This window comes from Achromobacter sp., from assembly GCF_032113835.1.
Lineage (GTDB): Bacteria > Pseudomonadota > Gammaproteobacteria > Burkholderiales > Burkholderiaceae_B > Achromobacter.
On sequence record NZ_DAMCTG010000012.1, the window covers coordinates 1 to 24,879 of the forward strand.

26 protein-coding genes are annotated in these 24,879 nt (G+C 66.0%); 14 read left to right on the forward strand and 12 right to left on the reverse strand.

Going from position 1 to position 24,879, the window contains the following annotated elements; translation table 11 throughout:
* Positions 1–161: 161 nt before the first annotated feature.
* The gene (rsgA, locus tag RT697_RS06945) at positions 162–1,064 is read right to left on the reverse strand and encodes a ribosome small subunit-dependent GTPase A (protein ID WP_313697697.1); all 903 of its coding nucleotides are present in this window, start codon (positions 1,062–1,064) and stop codon (positions 162–164) included.
* Positions 1,061–2,311, reverse strand: coding sequence for a M48 family metallopeptidase (locus RT697_RS06950; protein ID WP_313697699.1), 1,251 nt, complete (start codon positions 2,309–2,311; stop codon positions 1,061–1,063). Before RT697_RS06950 ends, rsgA begins: the two co-directional genes overlap by 4 nt.
* Positions 2,312–2,372: 61 nt before the next feature.
* Between RT697_RS06950 and orn the strand changes: the two genes are divergently transcribed.
* Together orn and RT697_RS06960 are read left to right on the forward strand one after the other, a co-directional pair.
* Positions 2,373–2,918, forward strand: a complete 546-nt coding sequence (orn, locus tag RT697_RS06955) for an oligoribonuclease (RefSeq protein WP_313697700.1) — start codon at positions 2,373–2,375, stop codon at positions 2,916–2,918.
* A gap of 61 nt (positions 2,919–2,979) precedes the next feature.
* Positions 2,980–3,621 (forward strand): NAD(P)H-hydrate epimerase, encoded by a 642-nt coding sequence (locus RT697_RS06960; protein ID WP_313697702.1) that lies wholly within the window; start codon positions 2,980–2,982, stop codon positions 3,619–3,621.
* Between the two features lie 18 nt (positions 3,622–3,639).
* On the opposite strand, the gene paaX is transcribed toward RT697_RS06960, so the two are convergent.
* Entirely contained in the window at positions 3,640–4,569 is a 930-nt protein-coding gene (gene paaX / locus RT697_RS06965) for a phenylacetic acid degradation operon negative regulatory protein PaaX (protein WP_313697704.1), read from the reverse strand.
* A gap of 172 nt (positions 4,570–4,741) precedes the next feature.
* Here paaX and paaA point away from each other — a divergent pair, with 172 nt between their 5' ends.
* The 9 genes from paaA (at position 4,742) to paaK (ending at position 12,930) form a co-directional block, all read left to right on the forward strand.
* Positions 4,742–5,731: a 1,2-phenylacetyl-CoA epoxidase subunit PaaA gene (gene paaA / locus RT697_RS06970; RefSeq protein WP_191576623.1), complete on the forward strand. Its 990-nt coding sequence runs from the start codon at positions 4,742–4,744 to the stop codon at positions 5,729–5,731.
* Positions 5,732–5,919: 188 nt separating this feature from the next.
* A complete protein-coding gene (paaB, locus tag RT697_RS06975; RefSeq protein WP_006388300.1) occupies positions 5,920–6,204 on the forward strand; it encodes a 1,2-phenylacetyl-CoA epoxidase subunit PaaB in 285 nt (94 codons plus the stop codon).
* Positions 6,205–6,221: 17 nt separating this feature from the next.
* A complete protein-coding gene (paaC, locus tag RT697_RS06980) occupies positions 6,222–6,986 on the forward strand; it encodes a 1,2-phenylacetyl-CoA epoxidase subunit PaaC (RefSeq protein WP_313697706.1) in 765 nt (254 codons plus the stop codon).
* Positions 6,983–7,489, forward strand: a complete 507-nt coding sequence (gene paaD, locus RT697_RS06985) for a 1,2-phenylacetyl-CoA epoxidase subunit PaaD (protein ID WP_313697707.1) — start codon at positions 6,983–6,985, stop codon at positions 7,487–7,489. Before paaC ends, paaD begins: the two co-directional genes overlap by 4 nt.
* 14 nt (positions 7,490–7,503) lie before the next feature.
* Positions 7,504–8,592 (forward strand): 1,2-phenylacetyl-CoA epoxidase subunit PaaE, encoded by a 1,089-nt coding sequence (gene paaE, locus RT697_RS06990; RefSeq protein ID WP_313697708.1) that lies wholly within the window; start codon positions 7,504–7,506, stop codon positions 8,590–8,592.
* A gap of 47 nt (positions 8,593–8,639) precedes the next feature.
* Entirely contained in the window at positions 8,640–10,304 is a 1,665-nt protein-coding gene (paaN, locus tag RT697_RS06995) for a phenylacetic acid degradation protein PaaN (protein ID WP_313697710.1), read from the forward strand.
* A 15-nt stretch (positions 10,305–10,319) separates the two neighbouring features.
* The gene (paaG, locus tag RT697_RS07000; RefSeq protein WP_313697712.1) at positions 10,320–11,108 is read left to right on the forward strand and encodes a 2-(1,2-epoxy-1,2-dihydrophenyl)acetyl-CoA isomerase PaaG; all 789 of its coding nucleotides are present in this window, start codon (positions 10,320–10,322) and stop codon (positions 11,106–11,108) included.
* Positions 11,108–11,578, forward strand: a complete 471-nt coding sequence (gene paaI / locus RT697_RS07005) for a hydroxyphenylacetyl-CoA thioesterase PaaI (RefSeq protein WP_056569414.1) — start codon at positions 11,108–11,110, stop codon at positions 11,576–11,578. Before paaG ends, paaI begins: the two co-directional genes overlap by 1 nt.
* 38 nt (positions 11,579–11,616) lie before the next feature.
* A complete protein-coding gene (gene paaK / locus RT697_RS07010; protein WP_313697714.1) occupies positions 11,617–12,930 on the forward strand; it encodes a phenylacetate--CoA ligase PaaK in 1,314 nt (437 codons plus the stop codon).
* A 60-nt stretch (positions 12,931–12,990) separates the two neighbouring features.
* On the opposite strand, the gene RT697_RS07015 is transcribed toward paaK, so the two are convergent.
* The 6 genes from RT697_RS07015 to radC all read right to left on the reverse strand — a co-directional run bounded on the left by RT697_RS07015 (position 12,991) and on the right by radC (position 19,120).
* On the reverse strand, positions 12,991–14,391 hold the full coding sequence (locus tag RT697_RS07015) for an MATE family efflux transporter (protein ID WP_313697716.1): 1,401 nt from the start codon (positions 14,389–14,391) through the stop codon (positions 12,991–12,993).
* Positions 14,388–16,118: a glycosyltransferase gene (locus RT697_RS07020; protein WP_313697717.1), complete on the reverse strand. Its 1,731-nt coding sequence runs from the start codon at positions 16,116–16,118 to the stop codon at positions 14,388–14,390. Before RT697_RS07020 ends, RT697_RS07015 begins: the two co-directional genes overlap by 4 nt.
* Before the next feature lie 124 nt (positions 16,119–16,242).
* Positions 16,243–16,509: a type B 50S ribosomal protein L31 gene (locus RT697_RS07025; RefSeq protein ID WP_008164119.1), complete on the reverse strand. Its 267-nt coding sequence runs from the start codon at positions 16,507–16,509 to the stop codon at positions 16,243–16,245.
* Positions 16,510–16,730: 221 nt separating this feature from the next.
* The gene (gene kynA / locus RT697_RS07030; protein WP_056567541.1) at positions 16,731–17,579 is read right to left on the reverse strand and encodes a tryptophan 2,3-dioxygenase; all 849 of its coding nucleotides are present in this window, start codon (positions 17,577–17,579) and stop codon (positions 16,731–16,733) included.
* A gap of 144 nt (positions 17,580–17,723) precedes the next feature.
* Positions 17,724–18,350, reverse strand: a complete 627-nt coding sequence (gene kynB / locus RT697_RS07035; RefSeq protein WP_313697797.1) for an arylformamidase — start codon at positions 18,348–18,350, stop codon at positions 17,724–17,726.
* Between the two features lie 92 nt (positions 18,351–18,442).
* Positions 18,443–19,120, reverse strand: a complete 678-nt coding sequence (gene radC, locus RT697_RS07040; RefSeq protein WP_313697719.1) for a RadC family protein — start codon at positions 19,118–19,120, stop codon at positions 18,443–18,445.
* Positions 19,121–19,170: 50 nt separating this feature from the next.
* Between radC and RT697_RS07045 the strand changes: the two genes are divergently transcribed.
* The 3 genes from RT697_RS07045 to maiA are packed head-to-tail and all read left to right on the forward strand — an operon-like array spanning position 19,171 to position 21,318.
* Positions 19,171–19,647, forward strand: coding sequence for an FKBP-type peptidyl-prolyl cis-trans isomerase (locus tag RT697_RS07045; RefSeq protein WP_313697720.1), 477 nt, complete (start codon positions 19,171–19,173; stop codon positions 19,645–19,647).
* On the forward strand, positions 19,647–20,624 hold the full coding sequence (gene ispH / locus RT697_RS07050; protein WP_313697722.1) for a 4-hydroxy-3-methylbut-2-enyl diphosphate reductase: 978 nt from the start codon (positions 19,647–19,649) through the stop codon (positions 20,622–20,624). Before RT697_RS07045 ends, ispH begins: the two co-directional genes overlap by 1 nt.
* 49 nt (positions 20,625–20,673) lie before the next feature.
* Positions 20,674–21,318: a maleylacetoacetate isomerase gene (maiA, locus tag RT697_RS07055; protein WP_313697724.1), complete on the forward strand. Its 645-nt coding sequence runs from the start codon at positions 20,674–20,676 to the stop codon at positions 21,316–21,318.
* Between the two features lie 25 nt (positions 21,319–21,343).
* Here the strand turns inward: maiA and RT697_RS07060 are convergent, their stop codons facing one another.
* The 3 genes from RT697_RS07060 to RT697_RS07070 all read right to left on the reverse strand — a co-directional run bounded on the left by RT697_RS07060 (position 21,344) and on the right by RT697_RS07070 (position 24,856).
* Positions 21,344–22,789 (reverse strand): DegQ family serine endoprotease, encoded by a 1,446-nt coding sequence (locus RT697_RS07060; RefSeq protein ID WP_313697726.1) that lies wholly within the window; start codon positions 22,787–22,789, stop codon positions 21,344–21,346.
* A gap of 82 nt (positions 22,790–22,871) precedes the next feature.
* The gene (locus tag RT697_RS07065; RefSeq protein ID WP_313697728.1) at positions 22,872–24,200 is read right to left on the reverse strand and encodes an ATP-binding protein; all 1,329 of its coding nucleotides are present in this window, start codon (positions 24,198–24,200) and stop codon (positions 22,872–22,874) included.
* Positions 24,197–24,856: a response regulator gene (locus RT697_RS07070; RefSeq protein WP_175124695.1), complete on the reverse strand. Its 660-nt coding sequence runs from the start codon at positions 24,854–24,856 to the stop codon at positions 24,197–24,199. Before RT697_RS07070 ends, RT697_RS07065 begins: the two co-directional genes overlap by 4 nt.
* Between the last annotated feature and the right edge of the window lie 23 nt (positions 24,857–24,879).

The window sequence follows — 24,879 nt, forward strand, 5'->3', positions numbered from 1 at the left end:
CGGCAAGCACTTCATCTGGGGCGCCACCGCGGGCATGCTGCGCAATCTCTATCACCTGCTGCGCCACGGATTTGCGCCGCGCTGATCCGCGTTGGAACAGACGGCCCTGCAAAAGCCAACGGCCCCGATCGGGGCCGTTTTCAATGGGACGGCGTCACGCGTCAGTAACGCTGCTGCCCTGCCAGGTTTTCCTCAAGGATGCGCTCGTACAACGCGTAGCGCGCCGGATCGATCTTGCCGTCCCGCAGCGCCGCCACCACCCCACACCCAGGCTCGTGTCGGTGCGTGCAGTTGTAGAAGCGGCATTCCTCGATGGGCTGCGTGAACTCCGGAAATCCGCGAATGATGTCGTCTCGCGTCAGGTGGTGCAGTCCGAAGGCTTGAAACCCTGGCGAATCGATCAGGTCGCCGCCCGGCTCAGGCAGGTGGTAGAGGCGCGTGCTGGTCGTGGTGTGCTTGCCCATGTCCAGCGCGGTGGAGTGCTCGCGCGTCGCCGCGGCGGCGCCCGGCACCAGCGCGTTGAGCAGCGTGGACTTGCCCATGCCGCTCTGTCCCAGCAGCAGGTTCGTGCGGCCGGCCAGGCGCGGCGCGAGCAACGTGTGGACTTTTTCGGGCTCGAGCGCGCTCAGCTCGATGATGTCCACGCCCAACGCCGCGATGGGCGCCAGCCGCGCGCGGGCGGCCGGCAGCTCGTCGGTCAGGTCGGTCTTGTTCAGGACGATGAGCGGCGCGATGCCGGCGCTCCAGGCGCCAGCCAATGCGCGGCCGGTAAGGTCGTCCGAAAACGTGGGCCGGACGGCCACGACGATCAGCAGCTGGTCGACGTTGGATGCAAACTGCTTGGACCGCATTTCGTCGGACCGATAGAGCAGGTTGCTGCGCGGCAGGATGGCGTCAATGGCGCCTTCGTCCTTGCCCTGCGGCGTGATCTTGACCCGGTCGCCCACCGCGGCGCCGGTCTTCTTGCCGCGCGGGAAGCATTTGCGCAGGGCGCCATCGGCCAGTTCCACGGTGTAGTGGCGGCCATGCGCGGCGATGATGCGGCCTTCCATCGGCGCGCTCATGCGGCGGCCGCCATCAGGTGGCGGATACGCACGGCGGCAGGAGGGTGACTGTCGTAAAAGGCGGAATGCACAGGGTCGGGTGTCAGGGTTGCAGCGTTGTCGTCGTACAGCTTGACCAGCGCCGAGACCAGGCGGTCCGGCGAGCTTTGCTCGGCGGCATAGCGGTCCGCTTCGAATTCGTCGCGGCGCGAATACCAACTGGCCAGCGGCGTCAGCATGAAGGTGAATACAGGAATGACCAGGAAGAAGAGCAGCAGCGCCATCGCGTCGTTGCGGCCGCCCAACTGCGGCATCACGCCCAGGCCCACATAGAACCACGGCTGCTGGGCGATCCAGCCCAGGATCGCAAAGAACACCAGCGCGGCGGCAAAGCTGAAGATCACGCGCTTGATGATGTGGCGCTTGGCGAAATGCCCCAGCTCGTGCGCCAGCACGGCTTCGATCTCGTCGGCGTTCAGGCGCGCCAGCAGGGTGTCGAAGAACACGATGCGGCGGGATTTTCCGAAGCCCGTGAAATAGGCGTTGCCGTGGGCCGAACGGCGCGAGCCGTCCATGACGAACAGGCCATTCAAGGCAAAGCCGCAGCGCTGCGCCAGACGCTGGATGCGGCCGGCCAGTTCGGGATCGGACAGCGGCGTGAACTTGTTGAAGAGCGGGGCGATGAACATCGGATAGATGATCAACAGGGCCAGGTTGAACACGGTCCATAGCGCCCAGGCCCACACCCACCAGTAGGCGCCTGCGCTGCCCATCAGCCACAGCACCGCGGCGGCCAGCGGCAGGCCCAGCACCGCCGCCACCAGCAGCCCCTTGGCGGCGTCGGCCACGAACAGGCCCGGCGTCATGCGGTTGAAGCCAAATCGCGCCTCCAGCTTGAACTGCCGCCACAGCGTGAAGGGCAGACCGAGCAAACCCAGCACCAGCGCAACCACCACCAGCAGCAGCATCTGCCGCACGAAGTCGTTGCTGGTAAGCTGGCTGACCATCAGATCGATGAACTGCAGGCCGCCCACCAGCGTCAGGGCGACCAGCACCAGAGCGTCATAGGTGCGCTCGAGCATGCCCAGCCGAACCCGCGCCACGGTGTAATCCGCCGCCCGCTGATGGCTGGCCAGCCCGATGCGATGGGAGAATTCCGCAGGCACCTGGTCGCGATTGCGGGCGACGTGGCGGATCTGGCGCGACGCCAGCCACATGCGCACGGCAATATCGGTCAGCAGGAAGGCAACGAACAGCAGTGTGAACATGGGCAAAGCGTTTTGCTCAAGAAGGGATGTGCGAAAATCGCGCGTTTTAAAGGCAAATTATATGGCTGCGAACGAAAACCGCCTGATCTGGCTCGACATGGAAATGACGGGGCTGGACCCCGAAAAAGAACGCATCATCGAAGTCGCCGTCGTGGTGACCGAGCCTGACCTGACGGTCGTGGCCGAAGGACCGGTGATCGTGGTGCACCAGTCCGACAGCCTGCTCGACGCGATGGACAACTGGAACAAGTCGACTCACGGCAAGAGCGGGCTGATCGACAAGGTCAAGGCGTCCACGGTGTCCGAGGCAGAGGCAGAGGATACGCTGTTGGCGTTTCTTGCGCAGCACGTGCCGGCGGGCAAATCGCCGATGTGCGGCAACACCATCAGCCAGGACCGCCGGTTCATGTTTGCGTACATGCCGCGCCTGGAACAGTTCTTCCACTACCGCAACCTCGACGTGAGCACGCTCAAGGAGCTGGCGCGCCGCTGGGCGCCCGCCGTCTACAAGGGATTCGAGAAAAAGAGCCGCCACGAAGCGTTGGCCGATATCTACGAGTCCATCGACGAGCTCAAGTATTACCGCGAGCATTTCCTGAAGGTCTGAGACGGGCGGCGGACTGCCGGGTTCCATCGGATACCCGGCCGCGCTGCCGCACCTTGCTTCCATGCCTTCCTATTCCGTCGCGCAGATCCGCCAAGCCGAGCAGCGCGCCCTGGCCACCGGGCGTGCGCTGATGCCGCTGGCCGGCGCGGCGGCGGCCAACTTCGTGGCCGAGCGGGCTCCCGCCCACGGGAGGATCCTGGCGCTTGCCGGGCCTGGCAACAACGGCGGGGACGCATTGGAAGCGGCCGCGCTGTTGCTGGCGAAGGGATTCGATGTCCAGGTGGTGCTGCCCGCGGGTCCCGGCAAGCTGCCCAATGATGCCGCCCGCGCGTGGGCCGGCTGGCAGGCCGCGGGTGGCGACACGCGGACGCACACCGTCCTTCCAAACGGACAGCCGTTCGATCTGGTCATCGACGGGCTGTTCGGCATCGGCCTGAACCGTCCCCTGGATAGTGCGTGGCAATCCCTGATCGACGCCATCAACGCGTTGCAGGCGCCGGTGCTGGCGCTGGATGTGCCAAGCGGCATCGACGCCGACACCGGCCGGGCGCTGGGCCGCCCGATCCGGGCGCGCTGGACGCTGTCGTTCATCGCCCGCAGCCGCGGATTGGCGGTTCCGGGCGCCGGCCACGACGCGGCGGGGGAATGTCACGCCGATACGCTGGGCGTTGCCATGCCTGGCGCTGACGATGTGGTCAGTTGAACGCGCCCGTGACGGTTGTCAGGCAGGCCGGCCGCCAAAGCGCGATTCGACCTCGGGCGACAGGGGGCGGTAGCGGTCGTTGTCCTGGCCGGCCAGCGCATTCAGGTGCGTTTCGGAGGGATCGAACACTTTCCAGTAAAGCCGTCCGCACAATTCCCGGGCGGCGTGGCCGGGCCAGTTGTCGGGCAGCATGGGGGCGGGCAGTTGCGGGTCGTGCAGCACGATCCGGCGCCAGTTGTGCAGCACCATGACCCGGACGGTGAACGCCTCGGCGGGCGAAGGCGCCTCCTCCAGCAGCTTTTCCAGCGGACCGAAGTTGCGCGAGAACTGCCGATATTGCTCGGCCACGTCGTCCAGGTTCCAGCATTGCGTGGCCAGGCTGGCGATCGGCAGCCCGCCGGCGCCCGCCAGATCGCGGGCCGACAGCACCAGGGCCCGGTCCGGAATGCCCAGTTTTTCGAGAATGTCGTGCGCGGCGCGCGCCTCGGTGTGCGGATGCGCGAACAGACCCGGCGCGATCATGCCGAACCCTTCCCACGTCAATTCGCGGCGCAGCTCGCCGCGTTCAGCCAGTCCGTTGCCCGTGCGCGGCAGCGCGACCAGCGTCCATTCCCCGTTCCATTCCTTGGCGCCGCCCACGTAAATGCGCTGCGACGCGTGCGACGTGTGCCGCATGCCCTGTTCGGAAATCAGGTAGAGGCTGCGCCGGCCGTGGCGTTCGGACTGCAGCCAGTTCTGCGCCACCAGGCGAAAGACGCTGGTGCGCAGCAGGCGTTCGTTGATGCCGAGGGGCGCGAGCAGCTCGATCAGGCTGCCCAACCAGATGGCGCCGCCGTGCGGGGCGAGCGCATCGCCCAGCACGCTGACACAAAGCGATTTCGCGCGGGGCGGATCGCTTTTTAATAAGCGGGACAGAGCGCGTTCAAAAGACGACTGAGGGTTGGCCATGAGGAGGGCCGCGGGCGGCCGATATCGGGATGCTGGATATGATACATAAATCCAATGTGATACAGATTTGAGTTTGACAATGATTTTTTTGTATTAAATAATCGTCTCATGACATGACGGCACTGCGCAGCGTTTGCTTTGCGTTTTCGCAAACCGTCTCAAGGAGACAACTATGTACGCTCAACTCGTCGAAACCGGCGTCAAGCAGGTCAAGACCGCGGACCAGCTTGAAGGCCTGGAACAGACGTTCCAGCGGCGCATCGACGACGGCGTCCGCATCGAGGCCAAGGACTGGATGCCCGAGGCCTACCGCAAGACGCTCGTGCGGCAGATTTCACAGCACGCGCACTCGGAAATCGTGGGCATGCTGCCGGAAGGCAACTGGATCACCCGCGCGCCGTCCCTCAAGCGCAAGGCCATCCTTCTGGCCAAGGTGCAGGACGAAGCGGGCCACGGGCTCTACCTGTACAGCGCCGCCGAAACCCTGGGCGTGTCGCGCGACGACCTGATCGACGACCTGCACGCCGGCCGCGCCAAATACTCCAGCATCTTCAATTACCCCACGCTGAGCTGGGCCGACATCGGCATGATCGGCTGGCTGGTCGACGGCTCGGCGATCATCAACCAGATCCCGCTGTGCCGCTGTTCCTATGGCCCGTATGCACGCGCCATGGTGCGCGTCTGTAAGGAAGAGTCCTTCCACCAACGCCAGGGTTACGACCTGCTCATGCAGATGTGCCTGCACGGTACGCCCGAACAGAAGGCGATGGTCCAGGACTCGCTCAACCGCTGGTGGTGGCCCGCGCTGATGATGTTCGGTCCGTCGGATGCGGATTCGCCCAACAGCGCCCAGTCGATGGCCTGGAAGATCAAGCTCTTTTCCAACGACGAGCTGCGCCAGAAGATGGTGGACCAGACCGTGCCGCAGGCCGAGTACCTGGGCCTGACCGTGCCGGATCCCGATCTGAAGTGGAACGCCGAACGCGGTCACTACGACTTCGGTGAGATCGACTGGTCGGAGTTCTACGCCGTGCTCAAGGGCAACGGCCCGTGCAATCGCGAACGCCTGGCCGCGCGCGTGAAGGCGCACGAGGACGGGGCCTGGGTGCGCGACGCGCTAGTCGCCTACGCCGACAAGCAGTCGGCCCGTAAAGCCGCTTGAGGTCCCCCCCCCGGAGCGCTGCGCGCTTCCCCCCCCAGGGGGGCGCCGCAGCGGACCGGCGGAGCCCGGATCCGCGCGGCCCCGCTGGCCCTCGCTGGCGCTTCGGGATGCGTGACTTTCTGGACACCTTCTTTTCATTTATTGCAGACCGTCGGCGCGATGCGCCCCGGCACTAGAGGAAATCCATCATGAGCAAAGACTGGCCTCTGTGGGAAGTCTTCATCCGCAGCCAGCACGGCCTGGCGCACAAGCACGTGGGCAGCCTGCACGCGCCGGATGCGGAAATGGCGATCAATCACGCCCGCGACGTGTACACGCGCCGCAACGAGGGTCTGAGCATCTGGGTGGTGCGCGCGTCCGATATTTCGGCCAGCAGCCCGGGCGACAAGGATCCGCTGTTCGAGCCGGCCAACAGCAAGGTCTACCGGCATCCGACCTTCTTCCCGATGCCCGAAGAAATCAAGCACATGTAAGGGCGGGTGGGGGAGACATGGACAAAGCACTGTTTGAATACCTGCTGCGCCTGGGCGACACGTCGCTCATCCTGTCGCAGCGGCTGGGCGCCTGGACGGGCCACGGTCCCATCCTTGAAGAAGACCTGGCGCTGACTAACACCGCGCTCGACCTGCTGGGCCAGGCCCGCATGTGGCTGACGCTGGCCGGCGAGGTCGAGGGCGCGGGCCGCGACGAGGACGCGCTGGCCTACCTGCGCGACACGCACGAATACCGCAACGCGCTGCTGGTCGAGCGCGACAACGGCAACTACGCCGACACCATGGCGCGGCAGTTCCTGTTCGACGTCTGGCATTACTTCCTGCTGCAGCGCCTGGAGGCGTCCACCGACGAGCGCGTCGCGGCCATCGCGGCCAAGTCGCTCAAGGAAGTGACCTACCACGTGCGCCGTTCCTCGGACATGGTGGTGCGCCTGGGCGACGGCACGGCGGAAAGCCACGCCAAGATGCAGGCCGCCATCGACGACGCCTGGCGTTTCACGGGCGAGCTCTTCACCGATGACGCCATCGACCAGGACGTCGCGGCGCGCGGCATCGGCTGTGCCCTGTCTGCGCTGCGCCAGCCGTGGCTTGCGCACGTGCGGGAAGTGCTGGAAGAAGCCACGCTGACCGTTCCCGATGAAGCCGCCGCCAACCACGCCGCGCATCGCGGCGGCCGCCAGGGCAAGCACACCGAGGCGCTGGGCTACGTGCTGGCCGAGATGCAGCATCTGCACCGCGCCTACCCGGGAGCCACGTGGTGAACGCGCTCGCGCCCATTTCCGCCGACCAGGTCTACGCCTGGCTGCAGGAGGTCCCGGACCCCGAGATCCCCGTGCTGTCCGTGGTGGACCTGGGCGTGGTGCGTGAGGTGTCGTGGGACGGCGACGCCTGTGTCGTCGTCATCACGCCCACCTATTCGGGCTGTCCGGCCATGCGCGAAATCACGCAGGACATCTGTCAGACGCTCGAACGCCACGGCGTGTCCGAGGTCCGGGTGGAGACGCGCCTTGCGCCCGCTTGGACGACCGACTGGATGAGCGAAAAGGGGCGCGAGGCGCTCAAGGGCTACGGCATCGCCGCGCCCGCCGAACGCGCCATCGACATCTCGGGCATCAGCCGCCGCACGGCCGCCCCGGCCATCGCTTGCCCGCGCTGCGGGTCGCGCGATACGCGGATGGTCAGCAATTTCGGGTCGACGTCGTGCAAGGCGCTGTATCGCTGCGTCTCGTGCCGCGAGCCCTTCGATTATTTCAAGACTCACTAAAGAGTGGTTTCGAGATGAGCCAGAACCAATTCCATGCTTTGAAGGTGGCCTCGGTTGCGCGCAATACGCGCGATGCCGTGGTCGTGACCTTCGACCTGCCCGACGCGCTGACGAACGAGTTCGCCTTCCTGCCCGGCCAGTACCTGACGCTGCGCACCCAGCTCAATGGCGAAGAACTGCGCCGCTCGTACTCGATCTGTTCGGCGCCGCGCGACAAGCTCCTGCGCGTGGCGATCAAGAAGGTCGACGAAGGCGTGTTCTCGAGCTGGGCCAATCACGAACTGCAGCCTGGCCAGACCCTGGAGGTCATGGCGCCGGCGGGCAACTTCACGGTGGACTTTTCGCCCGAGAACCAGCGCCACTATGTGGCGTTTGCCGTGGGCAGCGGCATCACGCCCGTGTTTTCGCTGGTCAAGACGGCGCTGTCGACCGAGCCGCGCAGCAAGTTCACGCTGTTCTTCGGCAACCGCGCCTCGTCCGCCGTGCTGTTCCGCGAGGAAATCGAGGACCTGAAGAACCTGTACATGGACCGCTTCTCGCTGGTCTATGTGATGAGCCGCGAAACGCAGGACATCGAGCTCTTCAACGGCCGCCTGGATGGGGACAAGGTCGACCAGCTCATGTCGGCCTGGATGAGCCCCGAGGATATCGATTACGCTTTTGTGTGCGGTCCGCAGACCATGACCGAGAGCGTGGTCGAGCGGTTGCAGGCGCGCGGCATCCCCAAGTCGAACATCAAGTTCGAACTCTTCGGCGCGCCCAAGGGTCCGCGCGCGCTGCGCACCGGCCAGGACGCCCCGCAGGCGCCCGGCAAGGGACAGTGCGAAGTCACCGTGGTGCAGGACGGACACAGCCGCATGTTCGTCATCGACAAGAACAAGGACAGCGTGCTGGATTCGGCGCTGGCGCAGGGCATCGAACTGCCGTATTCGTGCAAGGGTGGGGTGTGTTCCACCTGCCGTTGCAAGGTGATAGAAGGCGAGGTGGACATGGACGCCAACTTCGCCCTTGAAGATTATGAAGTCGCGCGCGGGTTCATCCTGAGCTGCCAGAGCTTTCCGGTCAGCGACCGGCTGGTCATCGACTTCGACCAGGAAACCTGACCCGGCGCACGCCAGGCAAGCATTCAAAACTTATTGGAGAGACGAGCGTGTCCCAGAAATTCTTTGAACGTCACCAGCCCCTGCTGGAACAATCCCTGGCAGCCGCCGCGCTGCGCGGCTACTGGAGCCCGTTTGCCGAGTCGCCCAGCCCGCGCAACTATGGCGAGACCGCCAACGACGAAGGCCGCGCCGCCTTCGAAGCGCTCCAGGGCAAGCCCTTTCCGCTGAACCTGCACGATGCCGACGGCGTTGTGGGCGGCGAGAAGTCGCCCTACGGTTTCGACCTGGGCATCACGTATCCGCGCGTGCCGGCGGACAAGCTGATCGCCGCCTCCAAGCGCGCGCTGGAAGACTGGCGCCGCGCCGGTCCCCACGCCTGGGTGGGCGTGTCGCTGGAAATCCTGTCGCGCCTGAACAAGCTCAGCTTCCAGATCGCCTACGCGGTCCAGCACACCACGGGCCAGGGCTTCATGATGGCCTTCCAGGCCGGCGGCCCGCACGCGCAGGACCGCGGCTTTGAAGCCGTCACCTACGCCTGGCAGGAAATGTCGCGCATCCCGGGCATCGCCGTCTGGGAAAAGCCGCAGGGCAAGAACGATCCCATCCGCATGGAAAAGCAGTTCACGGTTGTGCCGCGCGGCGTCGCGCTGGTGATCGGCTGCTCGACCTTCCCGACGTGGAACGGCTACCCCGGCCTCTTCGCCAGCCTGGCGACGGGCAACACCGTCATCGTCAAACCCCACCCGGGCGCGATCCTGCCGCTGGCCATCACCGTGAAGGTGGCGCGCGAAGTGCTGCAGGAAGCCGGCTTCGATCCCGACGTGGTGCAACTGGCCGCCCATGAGGCCGGCGACGACACCGCGCAAAAGCTGGCGCTGGACCCGGCCGTCAAGATCGTCGACTTCACGGGCAGCACCGCCAACGGCGACTGGCTCGAAAACAATGCGCGCCAGGCTCAGGTCTACACCGAGAAGGCCGGCGTGAATCAGGTCATCATCGATTCGACGAACGACCTGAAGGGCGTGGCCCGCAACCTGGCGTTCTCGCTGGCCCTGTATTCCGGCCAGATGTGCACCGCGCCGCAGAACATCTACGTGCCGCGCGACGGCATCAACACGCCGGAAGGCCGCGTCAGCTTCGACGACGTGGCCGCCGCGCTGGGCGTGGCGCTGGAAAAGGTCGGCGCCGATGCCGCCAAGGCCGTCGAGCTGACGGGCGCCATCCAGAACGAAGGCATCGTCGAGCGCATCGAGAAGGCCCGCGCGCTGGGTCTGCCCGTGGTGGCGGACAGCAAGACGCTGGCGCATCCCCAGTTCGAAAACGCCCGCGTGCGCACGCCGCTGCTGCTGCGCACCGAGGCCGGCAATGCGGCGCTCAGCCAGGAGTGGTTTGGCCCCATCGCGTTTGTCGTCGCCACGGATTCCACCGCCCACAGCATCCAGCTCGCGCGCGACAGCGTCATCGAGCATGGCGCGCTGTCGCTGTCGGCCTACACGACGGATGACCGCGTGGCCGAGCAGGTGCAGGACGCCGCCGAAGTGTCGGGCGTGTCGCTCTCGCTGAACCTGACGGGCGCGGTGTTCGTCAACCAGACCGCCGCCTTCAGCGACTTCCACGGCACCGGCGCCAATCCGGCGGCCAATGCGGCGCTGTCGGACACGGCTTTCGTGTCGAACCGCTTCCGCGTGGTGCAAACCCGCCGTCACATCTAAGCCGGGCGATCGCAGATGAGCTATCAGGATATTCAATTCGACCTGTCCGGCGGCATTGCGCGCCTGACGCTGAACCGCCCGGACAAGCTGAACAGCTTCACGGCCAACATGCATGCCGAAGTGGCCGACGCGCTGACTCGCGTCGAAACCGAAGGCGCGCGCGTGCTGGTGCTGACGGGCGCGGGCCGCGGCTTCTGCGCCGGCCAGGACCTGAGCGAGCGCAAGCCCGCACCCGACGGCACGCCGCCCGACCTGGGCGAGACCGTCGACAAGTTCTACGGGCCGCTGGTGCGCCGGCTCAACGCCTTGCCCATGCCGGTCGTGGTGGGCGTGAACGGCGTGGCGGCGGGGGCGGGCGCCAATCTGGCCTTCGCGGGCGACATCGTTATCGCCAAGGCCTCGGCCAATTTCATCCAGTCGTTCTGCCGCCTGGGACTCATCCCCGACACGGGCGGCACGTTCGTGCTGCCCCGTCTGGTGGGCCGCGCGCGGGCCATGGGCCTGGCGCTGCTGGGCGACAAGCTGAGCGCCAAGCAGGCGGAGGAGTGGGGCCTGATCTGGCAATGCGTGGCCGACGAGGAATTCGACGCCACGCTGGATCGCCTGGCCACGCATTTCGCGGCCGCGCCCACCAAGGGCCTGGCGTTCACCAAGCGCGCCCTGCAGGCCAGCCTGGGCAATGACCTGTCCGCGCAGCTCGACCTGGAGCGCGACATGATGCGCGAGCTGGGCCAGAGCGCGGATTACGCCGAAGGCGTGGCCGCGTTCCTGGGCAAGCGTGAACCGCAGTTCAAGGGGCAATGATGAGCGTGCACGTTCCCCCCGTTGAAGTGCCGACCGACCCGCAGGCGCTGGCGCAGGCCGTGGGTTCGGTGATGTATGCCGGCGACGCGGCCACGCAGGGCCTGGACATGAAGATCGAGGAAATGGCGCCGGGCTATGCGCGGCTGACCATGCGCGTTCGGCCCGACATGCTGAACGGCCACAAGACCTGCCACGGCGGTTTCATCTTCGCTCTGGCCGACAGCGCGTTCGCGTTCTCGTGCAATTCCCGCAATGTCAGCACGGTGGCGTCGGGTTGCACGATCGATTATCTGGCGCCGGGATTCGAAGGCGACCTGCTGACCGCCGTCGCCCAGGAGCGTTCGCTGGCCGGCCGCACCGGCGTCTATGACGTCACCGTCACCAATCAGGATGGACGCAACGTGGCCTTGTTCAGGGGGCGTTCCTACCGCATCAAGGGCCAGATCGTCGGGACGCCGACGGACGCCTGACTGCAATGCCGTATTAAAGAGAAGAGAGAGACATCATCATGCCCAACACCATGAGCAAGCCGGGACTGGATCCTATCGAGCATGCCAGCCAGGACGAGCTGCGGGCCCTGCAGCTCGATCGCTTGAAGTGGACCCTCAAGCATGCGTACGAAAACGTCCCGCACTACAAGAAGGCGTTCGACGAAGCCGGCGTGCACCCGGACGACCTGAAGCAGTTGTCGGATATTTCGAAGTTTCCGTTCACGACCAAGAAGGAACTGCGCGAGAACTATCCGTTCGGCATGTTCGCGGTGCCGCGCGAGCGCATCTCGCGCATTCATGCGTCCAGCGGCACGACCGGCAAGCCGACCGTGGTCGGCTACACCCAGGGCGACCTGGACAACTGGGCCAACCTGGTCGCGCGCTCCATCCGCGCCGCGGGCGGCAAGCCCGGCGACACCGTGCACGTGGCCTACGGCTACGGGCTGTTCACGGGCGGCCTGGGCGCGCACTACGGCGCCGAGCGCCTGGGTTGCACGGTCATTCCGATGTCCGGCGGGCAAACCGAAAAGCAGGTGCAGCTGATCAACGATTTCCGTCCGGACATCATCATGGTCACGCCCTCCTATTTCTGCAACATCCTGGAAGAGCAGCGCCGCCAGGGCATCGACCCGCGTCAAAGCTCGCTGCGCATCGGCATCTTCGGCGCCGAGCCGTGGACGGGCCAGATGCGTGCCGACATCGAGGCCGAAGCGGGCATCGACGCCGTCGACATCTACGGGCTGTCTGAAGTGATGGGTCCGGGCGTGGCGAGCGAATGCGTCGAGACCAAGGACGGTCCGGTGGTCTGGGAAGATCATTTCTACGCCGAGATCATCAACCCGGACACGGGTGAACCGGTGGCCGACGGCGAGCCGGGCGAACTGGTGTTCACGTCGCTGACCAAGGAAGCGATGCCCATCGTGCGCTATCGCACGCGCGACCTGACCCGCCTGTTGCCGCCCACCGCGCGCAGCATGCGCCGCATCGGCAAGATCACCGGCCGCAGCGACGACATGCTGATCGTGCGCGGCGTGAACATGTTCCCCACGCAGGTGGAAGAACTGGTCCTGAAGATCGCGCAGCTGGCGCCGCATTATCAGCTGGTGCTGTCCCGTTCGGGCAATATGGACGAGCTGGAAATCCTGACCGAAGTGCGCGCCGAATTCTCGAGCCTGTCCGATGCCGAGCGCGCCAACCTCGGCAAGCAGCTGCAGCATGCGGTGAAGACCCATATCGGCGTGAGCGCGCGGATCCAGGTGTCGGATGCTGGGCATGTCGAACGCACGCTGACCGGCAAGGCACGCCGGGTGATCGACAAGCGTCCCAAGTAGGAGGCGCGTCTACACGCAAAAAAGGCAGCCAACCGGCTGCCTTTCTTCATCCCGCCACCTTCATCGTCCCACTGTCCGCAATATCCGCCGATACCAGAAGTGCAGCAAGGCCGCCGACAGCGCCAGCCCGAACATCGCCATCAGCCACATGCTGCCAGCGCCCTGCGGCGAGCCCGGCACCAACAATTCGCGCAGGCCGTCGATGCCGCCCTGTCCCGGACCGAACCCAAACCACCAGCCGCCCACCAGGCCCACGCCCGCCAGCGCCACCGTCTGCAGGATCAGCGGCACGACGGCGATCTTGTACGCGCGCAGCAGGTACGAGTTGATGCACTGCATCGAATCGAACAGGTGGAACAGCGGCAGGACGGCGAGCAGCGTGGTCGCCACCGCGGCCACGGCGTCGTCGTCCGTATAGGCGGCCAGGATCAGCGGGCGGCCGATCAGCAGCACCGCGGCCGTCAGCAGCGCGCCGATCAGACCCAGCGCCAGACCGGCCATGCCGGTGCGGTGGGCGTGCGCATAGTTGCCCGCGCCGATGGCCTGCGCCGTCAACGCGGCGGTCGCCACGCCCAGCGCCATCGGCATCATGTAGCAGAGCGCGGCCAGGTTCGACATGATCTGATGCCCGCCGGTCACGAAGGTGCCCTCGCGCGCCACCAGCAACGCCATGAACGTGAATGCCGACACCTCGACCAGGTACGAACCGCCCATCGGGATGCCCAGGCGCAGCAGTTCCTTGAGCGCCTTCCAGTCCGGCTTGCCGATGCGAAGCTGGAATCGGCGGTAGTAGCGATCATGCGTGATCACCCACAGGCCCAGGCCCAGGCTCATCCACGACACCACGGCCGTCGCCAGACCCGCGCCGGCCGCACCCATCGCCGGCAGGCCCAGCTTGCCGTAGATGAAGAGCCAGTTGAACAGCGCCTTGAAGCCGATGATGGACAGGTTGATGGCCATGACGAGCTTGGGCCGCGACACCGCGGTGCCCAGCGCGTAGATCGTGCGGAACACCAGCGCGGCGGGCAGGGCCAGCACCAGCGCCTGCAGGTAAGAGGCGATGCGGTCGCGCACGCCGGGCGCAACGTCCCCCGACATGAAGAGCCACATGTCCGGAAACAGCATCAGCGCGGCGCCCACGACGGACAGGCCAAGCGCCAGCCACACGCCCTGGCCCCAGCTCTTTCCCACTTCTGCGTTGTTGCCGGCGCCGAACTGCTGCGCCAGGATCGGGATCAGGGCGTGCACGACGCCCATCAGGCCGACGAAGACCGTGATGTAGATGGAAGCGGAAAGGGCCATCGCCGCCAGGTCGTCGGGGCTGGAGTGCCCCGTCATGGCGGTGTCCAGCACGCCGAACGAAATGCTTGCCCACTGGCTGATGAGGACGGGCCACGCCTGCCTGGCGATCCCGCGCAGGGTGGCGCCGAAGGTCATCGGCGCCCCGATCGCGGCGGTCATGGTTTGACGCCGATGCGCAGCAGTCGGAAGACTTCGGAACGGTCGGCGCGGCGGCCGCCTTGCCAGAGGACTTCGGCGCCTTCGCTGTACGCGGCCGTGCCGTCGCGCAGGCTTTGGTTGGTGGTCTGTTGCAGGACCAGCGTGCAGCGCGTGTCGAACGGGAACGACAGGTTGTTGAAGATGAGGAACGAGGCGCGCTGTCCGCTGCCCAGGCTGAGACCCCGGATGCACTCGCCCGGGCGCTTGTGCTGCGCGATGGCCTGGGCCAGTTGGCCCGACACCGTGCGATAGCTGCGCGCGTAGTCCACCGCGGGCTGCCACAGCAGCACGAGCAGGATCCAGGTCACGGTCAGGCCGCCGGCCGACAGCACGGTGCCGCGCCACAGCGCTTGCGGGCGCACGCGTAGCCGCCAGACGACCAGGACGATCCAGCCCAGCGTGAAAATCACGGCCAGGGCAAACGCCACCCACGAGATGACGGGTTCATAGCCCGTGGTCTGGCGGGCGATGTTGCGGGAAATCTGCGCCGGCCAATGGAAGTGCAGCGCCACCCAGCCGAGCCAGGCCGTGGCTACCGTCAGCGAGAAACACATGACGGCAAACCAGTCCAGCGTGTTCACCACACCGCGGCGCAGCGTCGGCAGCGAGAACGCGCCCAGCACCGCGCACGGCACGGCCAGCAGCACGAATTCGGAATCGCTGGCTTCGTTCACAAAGAACACCATCACTGCCGAGCACACCAGCAGCATCAGCGGCACCCAGATGTGGGGCGCGTAGATCCACGCGCGCCACCGCCAGATGGCCAGCAGCGCCAGCGGCCAGGTCGGCCACAAGTACCACGGCAGGTCGCGCAACGTGCGGGCGGCCTCGTGCAGGCCGGGGATGCCGAAGGACGACAGGTTCCAGGTCTTCCAGTTGCGGATCCAGTATTCGCTGCCCTGGCTGGCGGGAATCCACCAGGCAAGGATCAGGCCGGCGGCCAGCACCGCGGCCCACAGCATCCAGCGCTTGCACTTCCAGAGCTGGCTACGGGGATAGAAGGCCAGCGCCACGCCGACCATGATGGGCAGGGCGCCAACCCAGCCGCGCGTCAGGAAGCTGGCGGCCAGCGCAATGCCCAGCGTGGTCGAGCCGGTGACGGGCCGATCCACCGTGCGCGCCAGCGAATAGAACGCGAGCGCCTGGCAGGCCATGATGGCGGGGATGACGGTGGTTTCGTGAGTGCGCTGCAGGATGCCGACGGTGGCAAGCAGCAAGAGAAGGGCGGCGTCGGCCAGCATGCGGCCGTAGTCGCGCGGTTCGGGTTCGCCGCCAAAGGGCAGCGCCAGCGGCTGGGCTTCGGTCCGGCGGCCGAGCAGATACGTGCCGTACCAGACGCTCGAGGCCGTGATGCCGAACCACAGCAGATTGGGCAGGCGGCCGGCGGTGATGTCCCCGACGAACGGCCCGAACAGCCAGATGCTGATGGCGCCCACCCACGTGATCAGCGGACCTTCCTCGGCGTGGGCCAGATGCCCCACCTGCGGCAGCAGCCAGGTCAGGCCGCCTTCGCGGATCGCGGTGATCATCGTCGCCAGTCCGACGGCGTCGTCGGTTTTCCACGGGTCGCGCATGAACAACCCGGCCACGATGTAGGCCAGGGACAGGCCCAGCAGGATGAGGCGGGGCAGTTTTGCGGTGGCTACCGACGTGAGCCGGGCCGGCGTGGAAATGGAAAGTGGGGACACGGGCGTTAATGTAACCGAGTGATCGGGATGCGCCACCCCCTGACCGGCCTTCCGGCGCCGAGGGGGGAAAAAAAAGCAGCCCGAAGGCTGCCTTTTTGCTGTGACTCCCGCAGGAGCAACAGGATCAGGAAGCGGACTTGACCGTGCCAGCCGTGCGGGCGAAGCGGGCGCGGAACTTTTCCACGCGGCCGGTTTCGACGATGCGGGTCTGGGCGCCAGTGTAGAACGGGTGCGATTCGGAGGTCACGTCGCACTTGAAAAGCGGGTACGTCTTGCCGTCGAGTTCAACGGTTTCGCGCGTTTGGACGGTCGAACGAGTGATGAACTTGTTGCCCGTTTGCAGGTCGGCGAAGACGACTTCGCGGTATTCGGGGTGAATGCCTTCTTTCATGGTGCTTTCCTAGACTCGGTCGAGTCTTTTTCAAGAGTTAGGGTCGCCAGCTACAGCTGCCTGGTTCCGCTGCCGGGGGTGTCGCCACCCAATTGGCGCGACAGGCGCGAGCCACGTATCCAAAAAGTAACCCCGCATTCTAGCACGCGATCCTGCCCGCGGCCAGCCGCAAATGGGCGCCCGGGCTGTCTCGCAGCCCGGGTTTGCCGGCGTCGCGAATGTCAGAGATCCGTGCGCAGCTTCCAGATTTCCGGAAACAGCACCACTTCCAGCATGCGCCGCAGGTAATCCACCCCCGACGTGCCGCCCGTGCCCCGCTTGAAACCGATGACGCGTTCGACTGTCGTAACGTGGCGGAAGCGCCACAACCGGAAGGCGTCTTCCAGATCAGTCAGCTTTTCACCAAGCTGGTAAAGCGCCCAATAACGGTCCGTGTCGCGATAGACCGTCAGCCAGGCGGCTTCGACCGCCGCCGACGCCTGATACGGCTGCGTCCAGTCGCGTTCCAGGTGGTCGGCCGGAATATCCAGGCCGTTGCGCGCCAGCAGCCGCAGCGCCTCGTCATACAGCGACGGGGCCTCGTAGGCGCTCTGCACCTGGGCCAGCAGGTCGGCGCGGTGCGAATGCGGCTTGAGCATGGCGGCGTTCTTGTTGCCCAGCAGGAATTCGACCTGGCGGTACTGGTAGCTCTGGAATCCGCTCGAGCGCGCCAGGTAGGGACGCAACGCGGAGTATTCAGGCGGCGTCATGGTGGCCAGCACGTCCCAGGCGTGGACGAGCTGCTCCATGATCTTGCTGACGCGCGCCAGCATCTTGAAGGCCGGCTGCAGGCGGTCCTCGGCGACGCTGGCGATCGCGGCCCGCAGTTCGTGCAGCATCAGCTTCATCCACAGTTCGCTGGTCTGGTGCTGGATGATGAACAGCATCTCGTTGTGCTCGGGCGACATCGGGTGCTGGGCGCCAAGCAGTTCATCAAGATGCAGGTAATCGCCGTAGGTCATGTCGCGCGCGAAATCGAGCTGCGCCTTTTCCTGGTGGACGATGTCTTCGGGGCGTTCGTTCTGGCTCATGCGCGGCCTCCGTGGCAGGGCGGGGCGGCGCGGCGGGCGGATGCGGGCAGGGCGCGCCAATGGGGCGCAAATAGGGATTGCATGGTCGATTCTCCAAGCGGGGCGGCTGCTGTCGGGCAGCCGCTCCCGGGCCGGCAAATCAGCCTACAGTTCGCGCAGGACCGCGCGGACGGGGCTGGCATCGGCCTGGATCAGCGCCAACGGCAAGGCGATCAACTCGTAATCGCCTTCGGGCACGTCGTCGAGCACCAGGTTCTCCAGTACCCGCATGTCGTGCCGCAAGATCGTATGGTGGCTGTCCAGGGTCTTGCTGGAGGCGGGGTCGATGCTGGCGGTATCCAGACCGATCAGCATGACGCCGCGTTCGGCCAGCCATTCGATGGTCTGGGGCGCGTAGGCGGAGAAGTCGTCCGTCCACCAGTCCTGCGCGGCATGCTTGGCGGTGCGAACCAGCACGCGGGGCGGCAAATTGAGCGCCGCATGGGCAAGGTGGTCGATCGTGATGAGGTCGCCGCAGTCGATCGCGTGGATGACGCGGCAGGGACCCAGGAAGGGTTCAAGCGAAACCGCGCCGATGGCTGCGGCGCCGTTCTGGTAGTGAAGCGGGGCGTCGGCATGCGCGCCGATGTGCGGCGACATCGTGATTTCGCTGACATTGACCGGACAGCCGGGCGTGAGCGTCCATTTCCATTGCTGGCGATACGGCGTATCGCCTGGAAAGACAGGCGATGCCGTGGAGACGGGCGGGGAAATGTCCCACAGGCGTTTCATGGCAGGCAAGGAAGGGTCGCGAGGGCCGGAATTAGGTTAAGCCTAAAACAATATCGGGCGGTAGTCTAACGGAATTCCGGGGCTTGTTGTGGTCAGAGGCAGCCCAGTTCGGCCAGCGATACCGCCGACCCAGCCGCGACGATCAGGTGATCCACCAGCCTGATGTCCACCAGCGCCAGGGCTTCCTTCAGGTGCCGGGTGAAGATGTGGTCGGCTGCGCTGGGCGAGGCGACGCCGGACGGGTGGTTGTGCGCCACGATGAGCGCCGCCGCATGGTGGCGCAAGGCCTCTCGCACGACCTCCCGGGGGTAGACCGCCGCCTGCGAGAGCGTGCCGCGCGCCAGCTCGCCCGTGGTGATCAGGCGCAGTTGGGCGTCCAGGTACAGGGCGATGCAGTGTTCGACCTGCAGATGGCCGAGCGCCGCCTTGCAATATTGTTTCACCCGGGTCGGGTGGTTCATGGTGGTGTCCCGGATCAGGTCTTCTTCCAACGCGCGGCGGGCCAGTTCCAGCAGCGCCGCCAGGGTGCAGGCCTTGGATGACCCCAATCCGGCAATGGACATCAGGTCCTGGGGCGAGGTGCTCAGCAACCCGCGCAGCCCGCCGAACCGTTCCAGCAGCTGGCGGCACAGGTCCACCACATTCACCCCTGGAATCCCGGTGCGCAGGGCGACGGCAAGCAGCTCGGCGTCCTGGATCGATGCGGCCCCGTGGCGTAGCAGGCGCTCTCGGGGACGGTCTTGTTTTGGCAGCCAGGCGGACAATTTCATAAGAGGCTCTAAAATCAGGGTTTACTCAAATACCCATACGGTGGCAGATCGTGAGCATCGCCTCTAATGAAGTGAACGTTTTGGTCCGTCCGGATTCCTACCTGACGCTGCATTACCGCATCACGCTGGCCTCGGGCCCGGGTGCGGGTTCCGTGTTCACCGACACCTTCGACGGCCGTCCCGGCACGCTGCAGATGGGCGGCGGGCAGTGGGCGCCCGGCCTTGAGGCCGCGCTGGTCGGCCGCGCCGAGGGTGACAAGTTCAGCGTCACCATCGAGCCTGCCGACGCCTATGGCGACCGCAATCCCGAACTGATCCAGCGCGTGACGCGTGCCATGCTGGCCCAGCACGCCGGCGAGGACGCCACGTTCGAACCCGGCGACCTGGTCGAATTCACCGCGCCCAACGGCGGCCGCTATTCGGGCGTCCTCAAGGAAATCAACGACAATTCCGCGCTGTTCGACTTCAACCACCCGCTGGCAGGCATCAGCCTGAAAGTGGATGTGGCGCTGCTGGGAGTGCTTTGATGAGCCAGGCTGTCACCGCCTCCGACGCCGAAGTCCTGCTGGCGCAGCCGCGCGGCTTCTGCGCAGGCGTGGATCGCGCCATCGATATCGTCGAGCGGGCCATCGAACTGCACGGCGCACCCATCTATGTGCGCCACGAGATCGTCCACAACCGCTACGTCGTGGAAGACCTGCGCGCCAAGGGCGCCATCTTCATCGACGAGCTCGACGATGCGCCCGCGGGCGCCATCGTGGTGTTCTCGGCGCATGGTGTCTCCAAGGCCGTGCGTGCCGAAGCGGAATCGCGCGGGCTGCAGGTCTTTGACGCCACCTGCCCGCTGGTCACCAAGGTCCACATTGAAGTCGCGCGCATGCGTGCCGCCGGCCGCGAGATCATCATGATCGGCCACAAGGGGCATCCCGAGGTCGAAGGCACTTTGGGGCAGGCGCAGGGCGGCATGTACCTCGTCGAAACCGTCGAAGACGTGGCCAGTCTTGAGGTCACCGATCCGGAAAACCTGGCCTATGTCACGCAGACCACGCTGTCCGTCGATGACGCGGCCGCGGTGTCGCAGGCGCTGAAGGCGCGCTTTCCCAACATTGCCGAACCCAAGAAAAGCGACATCTGTTATGCCACGCAGAACCGGCAGGACGCGGTCAAGATCCTGGCGCCGGAATGCGATCTGGTGCTGGTAGTGGGCAGCCCCAACAGTTCGAACTCCAATCGCCTGCGCGAAGTGGCCGAGCGCAAGGGCGTCGCGTCGTATCTCATCGACGGCGCGGACTCCATCGATCCCGCGTGGCTCGTGGGCCGCAAGCGCATCGGCGTGACCGCGGGCGCTTCGGCGCCGGAAGTGCTGGTGCAACAGGTGATCGCGCGGGTCAAGGAACTGGGCGCCGTCTCGGTGCGCAAGATGCCGGGGCTGGAAGAAAACGTCGCGTTCCCGCTGCCCAAGGGCTTGTCGCGAAAGGCGGCGCAGACCGAATCGCTGGAATGAACAAGCGCCGCCCACGCGGGCGGCGCCACAAGAATACCGAGGAGACTTCATGCAGCTTTACAGCTACTTCCGCAGCTCGGCCGCGTACCGCGTGCGCATTGCCCTGAACCTGAAAGGCCTGCCGTACGAATACGTGCCGGTGCATCTTCTGAAGGATGGCGGCCAGCAGCTCTCGGCCGACTACCGAAAGGTGAACCCGACCGCGCTGGTTCCTGCGCTGGTCGACGGCGATGCGGTCATCGGCCAATCGCTGGCCATCATCGAATACCTGGAAGAAACGCATCCCGAAACGCCGCTGCTGCCGGCCGACGCCATCGGCCGCGCCCGCGTGCGCGATCTGGCGCTGGGCATTGCCTGCGATACGCATCCGCTGAACAACCTGCGCGTGCTGAAGTATCTGAAGCACACGCTGGGCGTCGATGAAGCCGCCAAGACCGCCTGGTACAAGCACTGGGTGCATCAAGGCCTTGAGGCCCTGGAAGCCCAACTGGCAGGCTCCAGCGCCACGGGTCAGTTCTGCCACGGCGACACGCCCACCATCGCGGACCTGTGCCTGGTGCCGCAAGTGGCCAATGCGCAGCGCTTCGAGTGTGACCTGTCGGCCATGCCCAATGTGCTGCGCATCGACGCGGCGTGCCGGGCTCTGCCGGCATTTGAAGCGGCCGCGCCGGGCAAGCAGCCCGACGCGGAGTGATGCCCGGCTGATCAGACCCGGCTGATCAGCCGATCTGCACCGGCACGAAGATCTTGTCTTCGCCGCGCTGCACCAGCAAGGCCACGGTCTTGCCCGCCTTTGACAACTCGGCCTTCACCTGGCCGATGTTGTGCACCGGCACCCCATTGAGCGACAGCAGCACGTCGCCGGGCTGAATCCCAGCCTTGGCGGCGGGGCCTGCGGAACGCTCGATGAGCAGGCCTTCCGTACCCGACTCCTGCTGCTCCTGCGGGTTCAGGGGGCGCAGCGCCAGGCCAAGCTGGCCGCGCTGCACTTCCTGGCCGTCGGCCGACGCCTGGGTCTTGTCCTTGGGTACGCCGCCCAGCGTCGCGACCATTTCCTTCTGCCCGCCATTGCGCCACACGTCCAGCTTGATCTTCTCGCCGGGGGCGGCCATGGTGATCGTCGAAGCCAGGTCGCCGGAAGACACGATGGTCTTGCCGTCGATCTTGCGAACCACGTCGCCCGGCTGCAGGCCGGCCTTTTCAGCGGCGCTGCCCTTTTCGACGCTCGACACCAGTGCGCCCGACGGCGAATCCAGCTTGAACGAGTCGGCCAGATCCTGGTTCACTTCCTGCACCGTCACGCCCAGACGCGCATGCTGCACCTTGCCGTGCTCGAGGATCTGGTCCTTGATCTTGTAGGCCAGATCAATGGGGATCGAGAACGACAGGCCCTGGAAGCCGCCGGTGCGGCTGTAGATCTGCGAGTTGATGCCCACGACTTCGCCGCGGTCGTTGAACAGCGGACCGCCCGAGTTGCCGGGGTTCACGGCCACGTCGGTCTGGATGAACGGCACCGAGGTGTCGTCGGGCAGCGAACGGCCCTTGGCGCTGACGATGCCGGCGGTGGCGGTGTTTTCCAGGCCGTAGGGCGAGCCGATGGCCAGCACCCATTCGCCGACCTGCAGCTTGTTCACGTCGCCCACCTTGATGACCGGCAGGTTCTTAGCCTCGATCTTGATGACGGCGACGTCGGTCTGCGGGTCGGCGCCCAGAACCTTGGCCTTGTATTCGCGGCGGTCGGTCATCTTCACGGTCACTTCCTTGGCGTCCTGGACCACGTGTGCATTGGTCAGGATGATGCCGTCGGAACTGACGATGAAGCCCGAGCCTTCACCGCGCATCGGGACTTCACGGGCCGGCGCGCGGCCTCGTGCACCGGGCACCTGGCCAAAGAACTGCGCGAACGGGTCGTCGCTTTCGGCGGCCGACACCTTGCGCGTGCCGCTGACGCTGATGTTGACGACGGCCGGGCCGGACTCGCGCGTGATCTGCGCGAAGTTGGGCGGCACGGACGCGCTGATCGGCTGGGACGCAGCGGTGGCGGCGGGGGCTTCGGCAGCCATCGAAACGCTGCCGGTCAAGGCGGTTGCGCCTGCGCCGCCAATGGCGCCGGCTGCCAGCAGCGCCAGGACGAGGCGCGAGGGTTTCATTTGCGTGGTCTTCATGTCGGCTCCTGCGATCATGTTGGGAACATGGCGCTATCTTCGGGCCGCACACTTAGGTGAAACTTAAGCGGGAAAATTCACGTCAATCAGGAAAATCCACGCGCGCGCGCAGACCTTGGCCGGCCGGCGCGTCTTCAAGGGTGATGGTGGCGCCGTGGCGATCGGCAATGGTGCGCGCGATGGCCAATCCCAATCCGCTGCCATGCGTCGTGTTGCCTTCGGCGCGATAGAATCGGTCGAACACGCGTTCGCGCTCATGGACAGGGATGCCAGGCCCCTCGTCGTCGATCAGCAGCGACCACCGTCCCGGGGCATGGTCCAGGCGCATCCCGATGCGGCCACCGGCTGGCGAGTGCTTGATCGCGTTGTCCAGCAGATTGCGCACCAGAAGCACCAGCGCATCGCGATTGCCCTGCACCTGCGCCTGCGCGCCGCCGTCCAGCGTGATGTCGATGGATTTGGCGTTCGCCTGGGGCAGCGTCTCGGACAGGGCCTGGCGCAGCACGTCCGCCAGGTCCACTGGCCCTGGTGGCGTCTGTTCCTGCGCGCCTTCCTGGCGCGCCATCGACAGCAACTGTTCGACCAGCCGCGTCGCGCGGTCGATGCCGGCGGCCAGGCGCTGTTCGGCGAGGTGGCGGGCGTCGGGGTCGGTCGCGCGCTGGAGTGCCTGCATCTGCAGCCGCAACGCCGCGAGCGGCGAGCGCAGTTCATGCGCCGCGTCGCCCACGAATTGCTTCTGCTGCGCGAATGCGCCGCGCATGCGTTCGAGTAGCAGGTTCAGTTCCTGCACCAGCGGACGGATTTCATCGGGCAAGCCGCGCACGCTGACCGGAGACAGGTCTTCGGGCTGGCGCGCGGCCACCTGTGCCCGCGCGCGCTTGACCGGGCGCAGCGACCAGCTGACGACGCACCAGATGATCAGCATCAGCAGCGGTGCGGCGGCGGCGATCGGCGCGACGGTGCGCAGCGCGAGGGTGCTGGCCATGTTCTTGCGCACGCGCATGTCCTGCGCCACCTGAATCACCTGGAAGGGCGTGGCCAGCGAATACACGCGATAGGTTTCGCCTTCCAGCTTCGCGTCTGAAAATCCCAATACGATCTGGCTGGGCAGGCGCAGGCGCGAGCGCGAATTGAAGACGCGCAGGCCGTCCGGTGTCCAGATCTGGATGATGAGGTCATCGGCGACCGGCGATCCGGCGCCGCGCGCATGTGTGGGGCCGGTGCTCAGCAGTCCGTCGCCGGTGCCAAGCGACAGGGCGGTGCGCTGCAACAGCGAGTCAAAGATGTCGTCGGCCTGCGCCAGGGTGCTGCGGTAGGCGATTGCGCCTTGCACCAGTGCGCCGACCGCGATGGCGGCCAGCAGAAAGAAAAGCAGCCGGGCTCTCAGCGAATAGCTAAGCGGAATGCTCATGTTTTGGGGATGACATAGCCGACGCCTCTGACGTTCTGGATCAGGTTGGGACCCAGTTTCTTGCGCAGGCCATGAATATAAACCTCAACGGCATTGCTGCTGATGCTGTCCTTCCAGCTGTAGAGCTTTTCCTCGAGCTGGGCGCGCGAAAAAATCATGCCGGGCCGCGCTATGAGCGGTTCCAGCACCGCCCATTCTCGGGCGGTCAACGCCACCGGCGCGCCGTCGACCATGGCGGCGTGCGACTGCGGGTCGATGGTGACGCCGTCGTGCTCGAAGATGGGCTCGGCCCGGCCCGCGCTACGGCGGATCAGAGCCCGCATGCGTGCAAGCAGTTCGTCCACGTCATAGGGTTTGACGATGTAGTCGTCCGCGCCGGCGTCCAGTCCCGCGATCCGGTCGCTGACCGCGTCGCGTGCGGTGGCGATGAGCACCGGCGTGCGGTCCTTGCGCGTGCGCATGTCGCGCAGCAGGGTCAGGCCGTCCCGCTTGGGCAGGCCCAGGTCGAGCAGTACGAGGTCGTAGGGATCGGTGCGCAGCGCAGAGTCCGCCGCACTGCCGTCCCGAACCCAATCGACGGCGTAGTGTTCCGCGCGCAGGCAGTCCAATACGCTTTCGCCGATCATCATGTCGTCTTCAACGAGAAGAATGCGCATGGTTTATTCCGCTGGGATGGTCC

Bases quoted from the DNA above. Each gene is read 5' to 3' on its own strand.
- rsgA (WP_313697697.1), bottom strand. From the start codon at position 1,064: ATGAGCGCGCCGATGGAAGGCCGCATCATCGCCGCGCATGGCCGCCAC.
- RT697_RS06950 (WP_313697699.1), bottom strand. From the start codon at position 2,311: ATGTTCACACTGCTGTTCGTTGCCTTCCTGCTGACCGATATTGCCGTG.
- orn (WP_313697700.1), top strand. From the start codon at position 2,373: ATGGCTGCGAACGAAAACCGCCTGATCTGGCTCGACATGGAAATGACG.
- RT697_RS06960 (WP_313697702.1), top strand. From the start codon at position 2,980: ATGCCTTCCTATTCCGTCGCGCAGATCCGCCAAGCCGAGCAGCGCGCC.
- paaX (WP_313697704.1), bottom strand. From the start codon at position 4,569: ATGGCCAACCCTCAGTCGTCTTTTGAACGCGCTCTGTCCCGCTTATTA.
- paaA (WP_191576623.1), top strand. From the start codon at position 4,742: ATGTACGCTCAACTCGTCGAAACCGGCGTCAAGCAGGTCAAGACCGCG.
- paaB (WP_006388300.1), top strand. From the start codon at position 5,920: ATGAGCAAAGACTGGCCTCTGTGGGAAGTCTTCATCCGCAGCCAGCAC.
- paaC (WP_313697706.1), top strand. From the start codon at position 6,222: ATGGACAAAGCACTGTTTGAATACCTGCTGCGCCTGGGCGACACGTCG.
- paaE (WP_313697708.1), top strand. From the start codon at position 7,504: ATGAGCCAGAACCAATTCCATGCTTTGAAGGTGGCCTCGGTTGCGCGC.
- paaG (WP_313697712.1), top strand. From the start codon at position 10,320: ATGAGCTATCAGGATATTCAATTCGACCTGTCCGGCGGCATTGCGCGC.
- paaI (WP_056569414.1), top strand. From the start codon at position 11,108: ATGAGCGTGCACGTTCCCCCCGTTGAAGTGCCGACCGACCCGCAGGCG.
- paaK (WP_313697714.1), top strand. From the start codon at position 11,617: ATGCCCAACACCATGAGCAAGCCGGGACTGGATCCTATCGAGCATGCC.
- RT697_RS07015 (WP_313697716.1), bottom strand. From the start codon at position 14,391: ATGACCGCCGCGATCGGGGCGCCGATGACCTTCGGCGCCACCCTGCGC.
- RT697_RS07025 (WP_008164119.1), bottom strand. From the start codon at position 16,509: ATGAAAGAAGGCATTCACCCCGAATACCGCGAAGTCGTCTTCGCCGAC.
- kynA (WP_056567541.1), bottom strand. From the start codon at position 17,579: ATGAGCCAGAACGAACGCCCCGAAGACATCGTCCACCAGGAAAAGGCG.
- kynB (WP_313697797.1), bottom strand. From the start codon at position 18,350: ATGAAACGCCTGTGGGACATTTCCCCGCCCGTCTCCACGGCATCGCCT.
- radC (WP_313697719.1), bottom strand. From the start codon at position 19,120: ATGAAATTGTCCGCCTGGCTGCCAAAACAAGACCGTCCCCGAGAGCGC.
- ispH (WP_313697722.1), top strand. From the start codon at position 19,647: ATGAGCCAGGCTGTCACCGCCTCCGACGCCGAAGTCCTGCTGGCGCAG.
- maiA (WP_313697724.1), top strand. From the start codon at position 20,674: ATGCAGCTTTACAGCTACTTCCGCAGCTCGGCCGCGTACCGCGTGCGC.
- RT697_RS07060 (WP_313697726.1), bottom strand. From the start codon at position 22,789: ATGAAGACCACGCAAATGAAACCCTCGCGCCTCGTCCTGGCGCTGCTG.
- RT697_RS07065 (WP_313697728.1), bottom strand. From the start codon at position 24,200: ATGAGCATTCCGCTTAGCTATTCGCTGAGAGCCCGGCTGCTTTTCTTT.
- RT697_RS07070 (WP_175124695.1), bottom strand. From the start codon at position 24,856: ATGCGCATTCTTCTCGTTGAAGACGACATGATGATCGGCGAAAGCGTA.